The organism is Anaerolineales bacterium, assembly GCA_030583885.1.
Lineage (GTDB): Bacteria > Chloroflexota > Anaerolineae > Anaerolineales > Villigracilaceae > Villigracilis.
In genome coordinates this window covers 3,877,202-3,892,677 of the sequence record CP129480.1, presented here as the reverse complement: position 1 = coordinate 3,892,677, position 15,476 = coordinate 3,877,202, and the positions used below count along the sequence as shown (strand labels likewise).

The 15,476-nt window shown below is 49.5% G+C and carries 17 protein-coding genes; 11 read left to right on the top strand and 6 right to left on the bottom strand.

Annotation, left to right across the window (positions count from 1 at the left end; genetic code table 11):
- Positions 1-24: 24 nt before the first annotated feature.
- The 3 genes from QY332_19520 to QY332_19510 are packed head-to-tail and all read right to left on the bottom strand — an operon-like array spanning position 25 to position 3,525.
- Positions 25-1,398 carry a PqqD family peptide modification chaperone gene (locus tag QY332_19520; GenBank protein WKZ35806.1) on the bottom strand — a complete coding sequence of 458 codons (1,374 nt, stop codon included), beginning with the start codon at positions 1,396-1,398 and terminating at the stop codon, positions 25-27.
- Positions 1,399-1,451: 53 nt separating this feature from the next.
- The gene (locus tag QY332_19515) at positions 1,452-3,116 is read right to left on the bottom strand and encodes a hypothetical protein (GenBank protein ID WKZ35805.1); all 1,665 of its coding nucleotides are present in this window, start codon (positions 3,114-3,116) and stop codon (positions 1,452-1,454) included.
- Positions 3,117-3,126: 10 nt separating this feature from the next.
- The gene (locus tag QY332_19510) at positions 3,127-3,525 is read right to left on the bottom strand and encodes a hypothetical protein (GenBank protein ID WKZ35804.1); all 399 of its coding nucleotides are present in this window, start codon (positions 3,523-3,525) and stop codon (positions 3,127-3,129) included.
- A 221-nt stretch (positions 3,526-3,746) separates the two neighbouring features.
- Here QY332_19510 and QY332_19505 point away from each other — a divergent pair, with 221 nt between their 5' ends.
- From QY332_19505 to QY332_19460, 10 genes are all read left to right on the top strand, one after another.
- Positions 3,747-5,414 (top strand): methylmalonyl-CoA mutase family protein, encoded by a 1,668-nt coding sequence (locus QY332_19505; GenBank protein ID WKZ35803.1) that lies wholly within the window; start codon positions 3,747-3,749, stop codon positions 5,412-5,414.
- 196 nt (positions 5,415-5,610) lie between these two features.
- Positions 5,611-5,832 (top strand): DUF2281 domain-containing protein, encoded by a 222-nt coding sequence (locus tag QY332_19500; protein WKZ35802.1) that lies wholly within the window; start codon positions 5,611-5,613, stop codon positions 5,830-5,832.
- Positions 5,832-6,194: a type II toxin-antitoxin system VapC family toxin gene (locus QY332_19495; protein WKZ35801.1), complete on the top strand. Its 363-nt coding sequence runs from the start codon at positions 5,832-5,834 to the stop codon at positions 6,192-6,194. The genes QY332_19500 and QY332_19495 overlap by 1 nt, the downstream gene beginning before the upstream one ends.
- A gap of 366 nt (positions 6,195-6,560) precedes the next feature.
- Complete coding sequence (locus QY332_19490; GenBank protein WKZ35800.1) at positions 6,561-6,875, top strand: transposase; 315 nt, start codon at positions 6,561-6,563, stop codon at positions 6,873-6,875.
- Entirely contained in the window at positions 6,872-7,732 is an 861-nt protein-coding gene (locus QY332_19485) for an IS3 family transposase (protein WKZ35799.1), read from the top strand. Before QY332_19490 ends, QY332_19485 begins: the two co-directional genes overlap by 4 nt.
- Positions 7,733-7,927: 195 nt before the next feature.
- Complete coding sequence (locus QY332_19480) at positions 7,928-9,109, top strand: hypothetical protein (GenBank protein ID WKZ35798.1); 1,182 nt, start codon at positions 7,928-7,930, stop codon at positions 9,107-9,109.
- Positions 9,110-9,604, top strand: coding sequence for a DUF6521 family protein (locus QY332_19475; GenBank protein WKZ35797.1), 495 nt, complete (start codon positions 9,110-9,112; stop codon positions 9,602-9,604).
- Positions 9,601-11,547 (top strand): DUF3732 domain-containing protein, encoded by a 1,947-nt coding sequence (locus QY332_19470; protein ID WKZ35796.1) that lies wholly within the window; start codon positions 9,601-9,603, stop codon positions 11,545-11,547. Before QY332_19475 ends, QY332_19470 begins: the two co-directional genes overlap by 4 nt.
- Positions 11,548-11,580: 33 nt before the next feature.
- On the top strand, positions 11,581-12,420 hold the full coding sequence (locus QY332_19465) for a hypothetical protein (protein WKZ35795.1): 840 nt from the start codon (positions 11,581-11,583) through the stop codon (positions 12,418-12,420).
- 30 nt (positions 12,421-12,450) lie between these two features.
- The gene (locus QY332_19460; GenBank protein WKZ35794.1) at positions 12,451-13,269 is read left to right on the top strand and encodes a nucleotide-binding protein; all 819 of its coding nucleotides are present in this window, start codon (positions 12,451-12,453) and stop codon (positions 13,267-13,269) included.
- 195 nt (positions 13,270-13,464) lie between these two features.
- On the opposite strand, the gene QY332_19455 is transcribed toward QY332_19460, so the two are convergent.
- The gene (locus QY332_19455) at positions 13,465-13,662 is read right to left on the bottom strand and encodes a hypothetical protein (GenBank protein ID WKZ35793.1); all 198 of its coding nucleotides are present in this window, start codon (positions 13,660-13,662) and stop codon (positions 13,465-13,467) included.
- A 317-nt stretch (positions 13,663-13,979) separates the two neighbouring features.
- Between QY332_19455 and QY332_19450 the strand changes: the two genes are divergently transcribed.
- Positions 13,980-14,291 carry a hypothetical protein gene (locus QY332_19450; GenBank protein WKZ35792.1) on the top strand — a complete coding sequence of 104 codons (312 nt, stop codon included), beginning with the start codon at positions 13,980-13,982 and terminating at the stop codon, positions 14,289-14,291.
- Between the two features lie 119 nt (positions 14,292-14,410).
- Here QY332_19450 and QY332_19445 read toward each other — a convergent pair whose 3' ends face one another.
- Both QY332_19445 and QY332_19440 read right to left on the bottom strand, forming a co-directional pair.
- Positions 14,411-14,770 carry a PilZ domain-containing protein gene (locus QY332_19445; protein WKZ35791.1) on the bottom strand — a complete coding sequence of 120 codons (360 nt, stop codon included), beginning with the start codon at positions 14,768-14,770 and terminating at the stop codon, positions 14,411-14,413.
- Positions 14,771-14,836: 66 nt separating this feature from the next.
- The gene (locus QY332_19440) at positions 14,837-15,463 is read right to left on the bottom strand and encodes a class I SAM-dependent methyltransferase (GenBank protein WKZ35790.1); all 627 of its coding nucleotides are present in this window, start codon (positions 15,461-15,463) and stop codon (positions 14,837-14,839) included.
- Between the last annotated feature and the right edge of the window lie 13 nt (positions 15,464-15,476).

The window sequence follows — 15,476 nt, the reverse complement described above, 5'->3', positions numbered from 1 at the left end:
CCTAAAGCACGGATTGGGTATGCTTTAGTGTAGCACAGGTAGATTGACTCCAAAACTTTCGCGGTGATTCTCGAATTGCAATGGACAGCCTCCGCCGCATTCCACAACGACGGGGCAGGTCTCGCATTTGAAGGGCAGATTCTGCCGCTCGCGCAATTGCACGGACAGTTTGTGATCCCAGATGGTATCCCATGAATCCGTGAGGAAGTTGCCAAGCGGGTGATAGTAGGACTGGCACGGCAGGACATTGCCGTTCGATTCGATGCACATGCTGTAAAGCGCGGCAGTACAGCCCTTGACACCGAGGTTGTGGGCGGTCGGGTCGAACTCGCAGTATTGGGTCGGTGTGTACCAGATGAGTTTCTGTCCGCGCGCGGCGGTCTTTTGCGTGGCAATATCGAGGATGGGCTGCAACTCGCTCTCACGAAGACCCGTCCCGACGGTCAAGCCCTGCCCGGAGTAGATCAACGCGTTCAAGCCGATGGTCGGCACGCCGAGGTCCGCCAGAAAATCGAGCGTGGCGGGGATGGTGTGGACATTCGTCCGCAGCATGGTGGTGTTGGTCATCACATACAGCTTTGAGGCAAGCACATTCTTCAAGCCTGCAACGGTCTGCTTGAAGGCGCCTTTGGCGCGCATCATTTCATCGTGGATTTGTTCATCGCAGGATTCAACCGTGATCTGCACATGGTCGAGTCCCGCCCCCACGAGGCGGTCCACATAGTTCATATCCATCAGGCGGCGCGCATTGGTGTTGAGACCCGTGATCTGCCCGTTGGATTCCGCGTGTTTGATGAGTTCGGGCAGGTCGTTTCGCAACGTGGCCTCGCCGCCGGTGAAGACGATGTGCGGCACACCCAGCCCCCAGAGTTTGTCGAGGATGCGTTTCCATGAATCCGTATCCAGTTCGGGGAAGTCCCGTTCGCGGGCGTTGTAACAGTGGGCGCAGTCGTTGTTACAGCGGTAGGTGAGCGCCAGGTCCATGCGGTAGGGCGCGGAGGGACGCGCGCTGAATGGCATGTTCATCTCCAATTCGAGGTCGTGGATGGCGCAGGCGCCGTCGGGACGGAGTAACTCGGAGAGCTGAAAGCGGAAGGCGGAGAGATCTTCGCCCGCCTGCGATTTTGAAACCCGGAAGGTTTTCGTCAGCGCGGAAACGATATCCTGCTCCTGTTTTTCCTCCAGGATCAGCCATGCCATGAATGCCGCTGTGGGATTCAAGTGCATGACACTGCTGGCATTGACGATGAGCGTGCCTGTGCCGTCCGCGTCGAGCCGCAAATGGATGCGGGATTTTTCGTCCGCAGTTTCGCGGGTGTAGTGGTAAAGGCCCGACGCCGGGCCGAAGACCTTGGATGTTGGCTGAAAGATGTTTTTTACCGAGTCAAGTAGCGCCATGCTTCACCTCTAATCGTAAATCTAAAATCATCAATCCTAAATCGTCAATCGAATTACCGTCCTCCACCCGCGCAGGCACAGGCACAGCCCGCACAGGCGCACGCGCAGGCACAGGAGCGTCCGCCGCCCCCGCCGCTTCGTCCACTGCGGGAGGCGGATGGCTTGGGAGGCGGATTCGTGGTTTTCGTGACGCCCTCCGTAAAGGTGTTGATATTACCGACCACTTTTTGCGAGAAAGTCTGCACGCCGGTCACCATTTGCGCGGCAAAGTCTGCGCCGGGCAGGGCGTTGCCTTTCGAAGCGGGAGCAGCCAAAGGTTTGGCAGAGGCGGGCGCGGACGCAGCGGGACGATAGGCCGGGTTATACCCTCCCCACCAGCGCGGAAGAATGACGGGTCCGGTGAAGGTGCGCCGCGTGCGATCATCGTACTCCTTGTCGAGCATCGTCCATTCAAGGGCTTCGTCGAATTTCCGGCTTTTTACTTCGGGTGTATTCTCCGCCTCGACCAGCGCCCAGGCTTTTTCCGTAATGGACTTGTAGTAATCCACCGTTTCCTTGCGGCTGAACCCGCGCATTTTTTCAGCCACGGATTTGACCAGCCCCACCGTCATCTCCTGCAATCTTTTTTGGCGTTTCCTTGCCTCGGTTTCCTTGAATGCCTTGATAAATTCAAATTCATACTCGTGAAGTTTTTCAGGGAGCGGCTCCACAGCCTCCACCTTGAGCGGATCGCGGGTGACGACCTGCGCGGCGTTCTTCTTGAGCAGGCCGAACAGGATCATGGTCATCACCTTGTCGAGCGGCTGTTCGAGCAGGATGGCGGCTTCGACGGCGGTCAGGCCGCGTTTGATGCCGTGGCCTTCGATGGCGATGCGCGGCGGCAGGTATTGCATTTTGCGCCGGCGGTCAGCAATTGCGGTCAGGATGGGAGCGCCGCCGAACATGAACGCAAAGAAACCACAGCACAGAAACGGGGTCAGGTTCTCAAGGATGGAAGCGAATAACCCGCCAAAGTCGAACGCCGGGGCGGTGACAATGGCGGTCTCGGGGATGTAGGTTTTCGGGAAGGATGCGCCGAACTTGTACTGCGTCGACCCGCTGGCGGAGGGATTGCGCCACGTGTAGGTGATGCGCCCTTCGCTATCGAATCCCGTTTGCGGTTCGCTGGGGAAACCGGACGGCGCTCCGTGCCAGCGCGGCTCTTCGGGCTGGACGCCGGGCGGCAGGTGGTAGATCACACTCAGGTCTGTCACGCCGACAACATATTGCGAGCCGAACCAGGTCGGCGAGAAGACCGCGGAGGCGTAGGCATCATCGTTGTCATCGGGGTATACCACGCGTTCGATGCGCCCGATATATACATGCACCATGCCCGTCTGCCCGGGCTGGATGGATTGCGAACCCAGCTCCACCGCCACGCCTGTGCCCGACCCTTGATAATCCGTGGATACGGAGACCGGGGCTCCGTTCACATCCGCTGTGATGGAACTGTAGTTGTAATTGGAGTTCGGCAGGCCCACATCCACAAAATCGATGGGATGCGCGCCGGGCCGGTTGGTGAATGTGAACTGATAATCCAGCGACAGCGAGCCGTCGGCGTTCCAATAGACGTTCACCACCTCCTTATCGAGGCTGAACGAATAGCTTTGCGCCAGAACGGGAAGCGCAAAACCCGCCGCCAGCAAAAGCGCAAGAAGAATGGCAATATATTTTTTCATGGGACCTCTTTCACCATTTCGGTTCTTCCGTCAGCTGATAGACCGTGCCGCAGAACGGACATTCCACCGTTGGCGCGCCCGCGATCATTTTGACGTTATCCGCCTTCAGCGCACCCCCGCAGGAACGGCATTTCAACTGCTCGACCTTTGTCTGACCGGGCAGGTCGATCTTGTAGGTGACGTCCCCGCCTCCACCCTCCTGACGTTTGGTCGCCGTGGCGATAAGCCAGATTCCCCCTCCGAGAAAGAGCGCGCCCACAAAAGCGAAGCCGATCCCAAAGGTCAACCAGGATGTGCTGCCCTGTGAGGAGGTGGAGCCGATCACGCTCAGGATCCCGTATCCAAACAGACAAACGCCGATGAGCAGCAGAATGCCTGCGCCGATATAGAGTAAGGTTTTGTTTCCCATGGCTGATGAGTCTCCTCGTTAAATTATACGAAAAGTGTAGCATTTTCATTTCATTTTCACATGTGACTTTTGTCTATTAATCATCCTGTTTTTATCCAATTCCCGAAACACATGGAAGGCTATATACTTGCAGGCAGGTTCGTACAAGCGGCACATGTCGGCGCACGGAGTGCTGGAATTCCAAAGGTTGACGATTTCTCACGGTCCAAAAGGAACTGAACATGACCATTCAAGAACAATACAAAAAGTGGCAGGAAAATACGCTCAAGAAATCATTGGATAAGTTCAAGGAGAGGCGGGAGCGCTTCGAGACCAGCGCGGGGATCGAGGTCCCGCGGGTGGCGCTGCCCGGGCGGGAGGACCCCGCTCCTGCGGATGAAATCTATTTGGAAAAACTTGGTTTTCCGGGCGAGTATCCCTTCACGCGCGGAGTCCAGCCGACGATGTACCGCTCGCGCTTCTGGACGATGCGGCAGTATGCGGGCTTTTCCACGGCGGAAGAATCGAACAAGCGCTACCGCTATTTGCTGGGGCAGGGCCAGACGGGGCTGTCGGTCGCGTTCGACCTGCCAACTCAAATCGGGTACGATGCGGACGATCCGATCGCGCAGGGAGAGGTCGGCAAGGTGGGCGTGTCGATCTCGTCCATCAGGGACATGGAGCAGTTGTTCGACCAAATCCCGTTGGACAAGGTTTCCACATCCATGACGATCAACGCGCCTGCAGGTGTGCTGCTGGCGATGTACATTGCGGTGGCGAAGCGCCAGGGTGCGGATATGCGCGGACTGCGCGGGACTATCCAGAACGATATTCTCAAGGAATACGTGGCGCGCGGGACGTACATCTTCCCGCCCGCGCCTTCGATGCGGCTCATCACCGATATCTTCTCGTTCTGCGCGAAGGACGTGCCGTATTGGAATACGATCTCGATCTCGGGCTATCACATCCGTGAGGCGGGTTCGACCTCGGTGCAGGAGGTGGCCTTCACACTGGCGAACGGCATCGCGTATGTGGATGCCGCACTGAAGGCCGGCTTGAACGTGGACGATTTCGCGGGGCAGTTGTCGTTCTTCTTCAACGCGCACAATAACTTCCTTGAGGAAGTGGCCAAGTTCCGCGCAGCGCGCAGGTTGTGGGCAAGGATCATGCGCGAACGTTTCAAGGCGGGGAAACCGTCCTCGTGGCAGCTGCGTTTCCACACGCAGACGGCAGGCTCGACGCTCACCGCGCAGCAGCCTGAGAATAACGTGGTGCGCGTGACCGTGCAGGCTCTTTCCGCGGTGCTCGGCGGGACGCAGAGTTTGCACACCAACTCGATGGATGAAGCGCTCTGGCTTCCGACGGAGAAAGCGGTACGGATCGCATTGCGCACCCAGCAGATCCTTGCGCATGAGTCGGGCGCGGCGGATTCGGTCGATCCGCTGGCGGGTTCGTATCTGATCGAATATCTCACGGACGAGATCGAAAAAGGCGCGCAGGAGTACATCGCTAAAATTGACGAAATGGGCGGGGCAATGACCGCCATCGAGCGCGGATTCATGCAAAATGAAATCCAGAATGCCGCCTACGCCGCCCAGCAAGCCATCGAACGGAAGGAACAGATCGTGGTGGGCGTCAATCAATTCGCTGTGGATGAAGAAATGACGCTGGAACGCCTGAAGGTGGACCCAGCCATCGAAACAGGGCAGCGGGAACGTCTCGCCGCCTTGCGCGCCGGCAGGGACGCGGCAAAGGTCTCGGTGTTATTGAGCCAATTGGAAAACCTGGCACGTGGAACCTCGAACCTGATACCCCTATTCATCGAGTGCGTGGAGAATGACATCACGCTTGGAGAGATCTGCAATACCTTACGCGGAGTATGGGGAGAATATGTGGCGCAGGGGTTTTGAGCCCCTCCCTGCCTCCCCCAAATACAATATGAACACTTTTTATGCGACCAGAATTAAACTGTCGTATTTGGGGGACAGCGTGCCCTTTGGGTAGATGTCCGCTAGGACAGAGGGGGCGGGCGGTGGGGCGACGCGAAGCGTGTGGCGGAGGGTTTTTGAAATTAGATTTATAATTGGGTGAGATTTGGAGGCTGTCATGACCCTTTTAGAACAAATTGAAAAGCAATTAACGGCCCTGCCCCCTGAAAAACAGAGCGAGGTGCTGGATTTCATTGCATTCCTGCAACAGCGGGTGAACGCTTCGCAACCTGTAAAGCGACGTTCACTCAAAAAACATGCCGCTTTCGGCTCGTGGAAGAACCGCAAGATTGATGCTGTCAAGTATCAGCAAAGTCTGCGGGCCGAATGGGGAATTTGATGATCGCGGTCTTTGACACGAACATCGTAATTGATGCGCTCAACGGAGTTGCAAAAGCAGACGAAGAGTATGGTCGTTACGAACGCGTACTTGTCAGCCGCATTACATGGATGGAAGTATTGGTCGGTGCAGAAGGCGACGTCTCTGAAATTCGTGATTTTCTTGAATCGCATTTTGAGATCATTCCACTTGATGCCGCAGTGGCGGAAACTGCCATCCAATTGCGCCGTGAACATCACCTTCGCCTGCCCGATGCGATCATTTGGGCGACTGCGAAGGTGAATGAAGCAGTGCTGGTCACTCGGAATACCAAAGATTTCAATCCTGATTGGGACGGAATTCATTTGCCCTATACCTTGTAATCAATTGACAATCACCTTTGCGAAGCACTCCCAAAGCGGAGCGTAGGGCGCGAAGGGACTGTCGATTTGTTTGTGGGGAGAACCTGATACCCCTTTTCATCGAGTGCGTGGAGAATGACGTCACGCTTGGGGAGATTTGTAATACGCTGAGGGGGGTCTGGGGTGACGCGAAGCGTGTTGCGCAGGGGTTTTGACCCCCTCCCTGCCTTTGCGAAGCATACCTTTAGGTACCCCCAAATACGACAGAAAGCGCATTTATAATGATTCAGAGTTTATATTGTCGTATTTGGGGGACTGATCTTGTCCTAAAAAAGTGGACACAAAAAATGTCTGGATCCAGTAGACTTGGAAAACAGGAGCAGGATCATGGACGAAAAGAAAACAAGGTATCGGAAGTACACCGAAGAGTTCAAATTAGAGGCTCTGGAACTTTTGAAGAGCAGCGGAAAGAGTGCCGGGCAAATTGAACGCGATTTGGGGATCACGCCCGGACTGCTGGTGAAATGGCGCGATCGATACCAAGTGATATCCCAAGGGACAAACCCAATGCACTTGGAAGTTAGTGACTTTGAAGCTGCCAAGCGTGAGATCAAACGCTTGCAACGACGGTTGGCAGAAGTGGAAGAAGAGCGCGAGATCCTAAAAAAAACAATCAACATTTTCTCCCGGGAAAACCAATGAGATACAAATTCATTCGGGAGCATTGCCAGGAGTATAGCGTCAAGCGGATGTGCCAGGTATTGGGTGTGACGCGAAGTGGGTACTATGCCTGGCAGCCAGAAGCAGTCGGTCCGCGAGAGGTGGAGAATCGGATTCTGGTGGAGCAGATCCGGGCAGAATACAAACTGAGTCGCGAGACCTATGGCAGTCCGCGCATCCAGGCGGGTCTACAACGCAGAGGGTTCGCCTGTGGACGACATCGAGTCGCACGTTTGATGCGGAGAGAAGGAATTCGCCCTCAAAAACGAAGGCGCTGGCGTCCCATAACTACGCAGCGCCAGCCAGGTGTGATCCCAGCACCGAATTATCTGAACCAGGATTTTTCTGCCAGCGCGGCAAACCAGAAATGGGTGAGCGATTTCACCTACATTGATACCGCGGAAGGTTGGTTATATTTAGCAGTGGTTCTGGATTTGTTTTCACGAAAAGTAGTAGGCTGGGCGATGGCTGCACAAATGGATGCAACCCTTGTCGAGGCAGCCCTGGACATGGCTTTACAAGGACGACAACCGCAGGCAAGCCTGTTACATCATTCCGATCAAGGCAGTCAATATACCAGTGCCGCTTATCAAAGCAGTTTAGCAGATGCACATATTCAGGCGAGTATGTGCCGAGTTGGAAATTGTTATGACAATGCGGTGGCAGAAAGTTTCTTTGCTACCCTCAAGGTGGAGTGTGTGACCTCTCAATTTGCAACGCAAGCAGTAGCTCGAACAACGATTTTTGAATACATTGAGGTTTGGTACAATCGCCAACGCTTGCACTCTTCACTTGGCTACCTCAGCCCGGTTGAGTTTGAGCAACAATCTGGACTTTAATTGTGTCTATTAAACCGGGGCAAGATCAGACAGCGTGCCCTTTGGGTAGGTGTCCGCCAGGACAGAGGGGGCGGGCGGTGGGGGCAGGCGACGCGAAGCGTGTGGCGGAGGAGTTTTAGGGGAAAGAACTAGAATCTGTTGACTAGATAATATTAATCTTGTATATTGGTAACAGTCTTTTGGGTTCTGCTTATTATGACTACGCCTTCATCTTTTTCCGCAGCTGAATCCCTAACTGGATATTTATATCAAGTTAGATATGCCTTATTGGACGCATTAAGAAGAGTCAAGGATGATATTCGCTTCACAGTGTCTATAGAGACTTTGGATGATATTGTATTTGAAACAGAGGGACAACCCATAGAATTGTTGCAAGCAAAGCATCATAGTAAACCAGCGAATTTGACTGACACTTCAAATGACTTGTGGAAAACTATAAGAATTTGGGTTGACCAATACAAAACAAATTTAGGATTCAGATTTTATCTAGTAACAACAGCAAAAGTTGCCAATGGTTCTGCGGCATATTATTTACAAGCCAATCAGAATAGAGATGTGTCTAAGGCAATTTCGCGCCTAGATGCTATATCTCAATCATCAACCAACAAAGGAAATCTGGCTGGATATGATGCCTACCGTTCTTTAAACTCTGAGGAAAAAGAAGATTTAATAGATCGTGTAACTGTCCTAGATGCGACGCCTACGATTTTGGATTTAGAAAAAGAGTTGCGCCGAGAAGTTTTTCATGCCGTCGATATAAAGTATCTTGATTCATTCATAATACGACTGGAAGGTTGGTGGTATCGACGAGCTTTACAGCATCTAAATAGGGATAATCAAAAACCTATTTTGGCTGAAGAGATTATTGCCGAAGAAGCGAATCTTCGAGAGCAATTCAAACAAGACAACTTAGTAGTAGACGAGGATATTCTGTCTGCCACAATTGACGAAAGCGGTTATCAAGATCGCCTTTTTGTACAACAACTCAAGTTAATCGATCTTAAAGATAAGAGAATATTTATTGCTATCAGAGATTATTTTCGTGCATTCGAACAGCGTTCGAGATGGGTCAGAGAAGAATTGTTGCAAGTTGGGGAGTTGGATAAATATGAGGCTCGCTTGATGGAGGATTGGGAAATTCGTTTTGAGCAATTACGCGATCAAATAGGCGATCAGACAGCAGAAAACGAAAAACGTCGTCTTGCACAAGAACTATATTCTTGGATTGAAACAGGCAATCTTCAACAGGTGCGTCCTCAGGTAAACGAACCATCAATGGCCAGAGGTTCTTACCATATACTTTCGGACAATCAGGTTGTTGGATGGCATCCAGAGTTTAAGCAAAGGCTAATTCAATTAATAGGCGTGGGTGGATAAATGAGATCATGGCCAACTCGTTCAAAAGAAGCGGCATATTTATTCAATCCAGCTTTTTGTTGTGCCGTATTAAGTGCAACAGTGAGTAATTATTCTCAACAAGACAATCTTGGAATGCCATTTCCTTTCGCTTTTATTGTCTTACCAGTAATACTTCATAAGCAAACGAGAAATACCTTACCTTACAATACTCGTACTTCTCTAGCTGCCTGGCTGGAAGAAAAGCCTTATGCGCGAATTCAATTTTATGAGCGCGCAATCTCTCTTAAATCCTTTGTTCGTGAGGCTATTCTATTTGGGATCGTTAATGATTGGTTACTTATCGAATCTGGCCGATTAAAAAGCAAATTGGTAGATTCGAAATTCAAGAATTTTCTCCAGCAGATGGACGGAGAAGCAAGAGAATGTGTTTTGCGCGCTAGACTTGTAGGCAAATGGTTTGCAGTTGCTGGCTCTGCCGAAACAGTATTGTCATTATGGGAGGTAAATCCATGAGCTTTCAAATACTGAATATTGTTCTGTACAGCAATAAGGGTGAAAAACGGGTTCTTAATTTGAAACCTGGTGAGTTAAATATCATTACCGGCGATTCAAAAACTGGTAAAACCGCACTAATAGAAATTATAGATTATTGTCTCGGGAGTTCCGAATGCAATATTCCTGAAGGGATTATTCGCCGAACAGTTTCTTGGGCAGGATTGCGCTTACAAGTTCGGGATGGTGAAGTTTTTGTTGCGAGAAAGTTGCCATCTCGTGGTGAAAGCAAATCGTCCCCTATAGTCTATTACGATGTCAAAAAAACAATTGACATTCCTGATCATTCTATTCTGCGACAAACAACGAACACTGAAACTTTAGAGTTATTGCTTTCTAAACATGCAGGAATTGGGGAAAATATTCACGAACCCATGGTAGGGCAAACACGTTTAGCACTTTCAGCAAACATCCGACATGCATTGTTTTTTACCTTTCAACAACAAAGCGAAGTTATTAGCAATAAATATTTGTTCCATAAACAAAGCGATCCATATATTCCTCAAGCAATAAAGGATACATTGCCATACTTTTTGGGATCTGTAGATGAAGAATATGTCAAGAAATTGGATCACCTACGACGAATGAAAGCAAGCTTGCGAACATTAGAACACAAATTGTCAGAATTTGAATCTATAAAGGGAATAGGTGTTACAAAAGCTCATACCTTGTTGTCAGAGGCACAAGATTTAGGAATTTATTCTGCCGAAAAACTTCCAGAAGCTTGGGAAGAATGCGTTTTGAGTTTGCAGGAAGTTCAGAGAAGACCTGTAAAACCAGAAGAAGAGATAACTTCCGAAGATCAGGCATTTGAAAATCTTCAAAAGGAGCGCCTGGAATTAATTGAGGAACTCAAGAAAACTAAAGGCCAATTAGACTCGGCTAAATCACTTGATACAGATAGACGTGGTTATTCAGGTGAAGCTCAAGAACAACTTGCCCGATTAAAAAGTTTGAATCTTTTCGAATCGATTGATTCGTATGACCGAATTTGCCCAATATGTCAAACGCCTTTAAATAGCGATCACGTACCTTCGTATGACGATTTGAGAACCTCGGTGAATCAATTGGAAAATCAAGTTAGAGGTGTATCTGAGCCTTCCGCAAAAATGCAACAGGCAATAAGGGCGCTTGATGAAAAAATTGACAGTCTGAAAAATAAATTATCTGCGAATAGAGAATCTTTGGAGGCCATTCAAGCGTCCAACCAAAAATTGCAAGAGGTTCGCGATAGAGGTGCGCGCAGAGCCTATATTCTGGGAAGAATTGGGCTTTACCTAGAAAGCTTACCTCAACTTGAGAATACAAGTAATTTACATATCGAAATTCAACAATTGCATGAAAAAATAAAGTTGCTTGAAGAAGAAATTAGTGAAGAAACCATTCAGGATAAAACTTCGTCAATTTTATCTATCATAAGTCAAGATATGAGTGTTTGGGCAAGAGAATTAAGGCTCGAACATTCCGAATACCCATTGAGACTTGACCTAAAGAAGCTGCAATTAGTTGCTGATACCTTAGATGGACCAGTTTCCATGGACAAGATGGGTAGTGGGGAAAATTGGGTTGGATACCATCTCATAGCTCATTTTGCACTACACAAGTGGTTTACAACCAAAAACCGTCCTGCTCCAAGATTTCTTTTCGTCGACCAACCTTCACAAGTATACTTCTCACCCGATAAAGGATTAGATTGGCAATCTGGTGACGTGAGAGATGAAGATCGTGAAGCCGTTGGACGTATGTTTTATTTAGCATATACTGTTGCTAAAGAATTAAGTCCTAAAATGCAAATAATAATTACCGATCATGCTGATATAAATGAGAAATGGTTCCAAGACTCTGTAATTGAAAGATGGCGTACAGGCGAAAAACTTGTCCCCCTTGAGTGGGATAATAAATAAAACCTAAGATGTTCATTCTGAAAGCGAGGGATTATGCGTGCATTAATTAGAGCAGACCTACAACCGTCGGACCATTTTTCGTTTTTATGGAAAGAAAGAGAAGAATATGATTCTCAAGTAATCCAAATGTTTTTGGACATGGGCTATGCGCCTATAAAGGTAGGACAAGAAGCTCTTTTAAATCACCCTTTTGTAAATGAAATATTGGAGGATATGCCTCCAGATATCAAAGAACAAGAAACTGAACACCTGATATTGATAGGATATGTAGGTGAAGGACAATCTCATTTTATTGTGACAGGTGTAAATCCGACCGAAATCCATATACGAATTAAAGGTCGGCTTTTTGGTAGATTGCGAAGAGCTTGTACTGACTTAATAAAAAATGCCCGAAAACTAAAGGATAAACGACAAATTAGGATTCTCGGCGGTAGGCTACGAATTGCAAAATCAAAAGCTGCTGAGAAAGACATTATTTCATCAGCTCCGTACATTGAAATAAGGCGTACTGTTGAAGTTATGGAACCTAAGCGTGATCACCCAACGATGCTTGGCGAAATCATTGATTCGGCATCTGTAGAAGGCCTGCGCCAGAGTAAATATGATATTGTCATAATTCTATTCACATTACTTGGCTCTATAGGTTTATTTTTCGGTTCCCCATATCTTGCTCCCGTATTGCATGATTTCTTGAATTGGCTAGGAGTATCGGGATATGACACTAAATATATACAAGAGGCTTTAGAGAGAACTTATTCCGCTTTTCTAGTAAGTTTCTTTATTGCTGGTTTAGGGGTGTTGACAAGAATATTTGATTTGCGCCAGTCGAAACCAATTAAATGGGATATGGATCTTGAATCTAAACGCGATTAACAATATAGAATAAATCAAAAGGTAACAACAATGTCAGAAAATAACTCCACTTATGCTTCTCCGTTATCTCCAATAAAAGGAATGGAATTACTTCGGCGTCAATATAAAAAGGGAAAAACTTTACTTTCTAGGCGCCCTATTCGCGAAGATGAGTATAAGGCTTGGGAAAAAGCAACACAGAATGTGCTTGTGCGAGTATTCGGTGTAGATTCTGTAAATGTGAATACGGTAATGGATATTGGTAGACACGATATTTTCCCGCCAAGTACAACTGAGCGGTATTGGGAAGAACATAGATATTCTAGTCTTGACAGGAAATTGGTTGCTGTTGATAGTCTTATTGAACTTTTACAAACAGAACAAGATGCGAAATCCAGCACAGATAAAAGAAATTCTTTGCACGATAATACTGTCTTTCTTGTACATGGTCATAGCGACGGCGTAAAAGAAGGTGTTGCAAGATATTTAGAGCGACTCAATTTAAAAGTAATAATTCTTCATGAACAACCTAATGAAGGTAGAACAATAATTGAAAAATTTGTTGACTACTCTAATGTTGGTTTTGCAATTGTTCTTCTGACAGGTGATGATAGGGGCGGAAAACTCGATCTGCCATATGAAAAACAAGTACTTCGAGCAAGACAAAATGTAATCTTGGAGCTTGGTTACTTTCTTGGTAAGTTGGGCAGGAAGCAGGTATGTGCTTTATATCAGCCCGGTGTTGAAATACCATCAGATTATCAAGGTGTTCTATTTTTGATATTAGATGATGCAAGTGCATGGAAACTTCAGTTAGCGAGGGAGTTAAAAGCAGCAGGTTTGCCAGTCAATATGAATAAGGCTGTTTAATTGTAGCGGCAGGAATGGCTGGGAGTGAGGGTGAATGCCCCCTCCTGCCTACCACTTCGCTACGCTTCGGGTACGATGTCCCCCAAATGCGATATGAACACTTTTTATGCGACCAGAATTAAACTGTCGCATTTGGGGCAGATGTCCGCCAGGACAGAGGGGGCGGGCTATAATGCAATCATGCCAGTTAAGAGATCAAACCCCAAAACCATGCATCGCGCAGGCGAATTGCGCCGAGAGCCTGCACCCGCGGAAAGAAAACTTTGGGCCGTTTTGCGGGGAAACAAACTCAACGGCGTAAGCTTTCGCAGACAGCACGCCATCGGCAACCATATTGTCGATTTCGTCTCGATCAAAAGGAAACTCATCATCGAGCTGGATGGCAGTCAGCATTTGGAACAAACCGAATACGATGCAGAACGAACCCGATATTGAGATTCGCAGGGGTATAAAGTACTTCGGTTTTGGAATAACCAGGTCATGAACGAAATGGATGGGGTTATCAGAGTCATTGAGTTCGCTCTCACACCGGAAAGGTAGCGATACTTCCCAACCAAGAACGAAACCAGCCCGGCGGCTTGCCCGCATCCTCCGCGTGCTATAATCGAACCAAATACATCAGGATGGTACAGGCATAGTACAGGAACAGTACAGGAATAGTACAGAAAATACGGCCGGTCCGTAGTGGGCCGCCGCAGGAGGAGCGAAGCATGCCAAAGGTTGTACTCAACCCGCTCGTGCGGAGCATCCGGGGCAGGCTGGGGGAGGTGGTCTTTCGCCTCACCCATACTGGCGGACTGATCGCCGCCAAACTCCCCGATATGTCAAAGGTGAAGTGGAGCAGGGCGCAGAAGGAGCACCGTCAGCGCTTCAAACGGGCGGTGGCATACGCCAAAGCCGCCATGGCAGACCCGCACGCGCGCGCCGTCTACGAAAAGATGGCGGCAAAAAAACATAAACGTCCCTTCGATACCGCGGTCTCGGATTATTTCAAGGGGAATGATCTGCTAACCAAACGATGAGAGCGGATGCGTCTGTCGTCAGGTTTTGGGAAAGACGCCGTCCCTGATTTGCATCTCAAGCACAAACGAAACCAACTTCGGAGGCTTGCCCGCATCCTCCGACTGGTATTGTGTCCGTGTTATTCGGGCCGTTTCCTGCTGAATTTATATCTTGCAACGAGCGCTTCGATGACCTGCCGGTTCTGTTCCGTCATCTCCAGGAACTCGAACCCGCTATGGAAGGTAGTGCCTCCCGCCTCCTGCCTGCTCCATGCCACATGGACGGGCAGGGCCAGCCGTCCGCCGGGCACCTCGGCGGCGCCGGGAAATTCGATCTCGAGGGTGGTATCCCGTCCTGTTTCCACCGCTTTTTCGCCCACGACCATCGCGCCCTGCAGGGTGAGGTCGCCGAGAAACCCCAAAAGGACGCGGCCCTTTTGTTCGTATACGGCTGTGAAGGTCATGGCTTTTACGCGTTCGGTCTTGCGCTGGTTCGTCATGAGTGCCTCCTGTTCCCGTGCATAGTGTAACGGACACCCGCAATAAAATCAAACAACGGGGTCGTCTCAGCCCTTTACAAAAATGAAAGAGGCGAGCCTCGGCGGCTTGCCCGCGTCTTCCGCGTGCCAGTATTCGTCCAATTTCACCAGCGTCAAGCCGTGGCGTTGCGCGGCGTGGATGAACTCCGAGATGTGGTGGACGAAGACACCCACTTCCACAACGTCCGCGCCGCGTTCGAAACGCGCTTTGCTGCCGCCGTATTGTTTGAAGGGATGCAGTTCGTTGATGAGAATTTTTCCGCCGGGGGTTAACGTCCGCGTGGCTTCGGAGAAAATGTGGGACAGGTCTGCGATATGCTCCAGCACGAGATTGCAGGTGATCAAATCATAGGCGGCATCGTCACAGCGCCAGCGTTGGGTCAGGACCGCAATTTCGAAGCGGACATTATCCGACTTCACTTTCTCTTTGGCTTTCTGGATCATCCCCTTTGAAAAATCGAAGGCATGCACCCGCTCCCCGATCTCGGCGAGGAAGACTGTGTTCTTGCCCGTGCCGCATCCCAACTCAAGGATGGATTGGAAACGCTGGCCCGCCAGAGTCGCGCGGGTCACCTGCGCATCGAGGTCGCGCGTGAGGTTTTGGTTCGAATCGTAGATGCCCGACCATTCATCGTAGGCATTTTGAATGTTCATATCGCTGTTTATA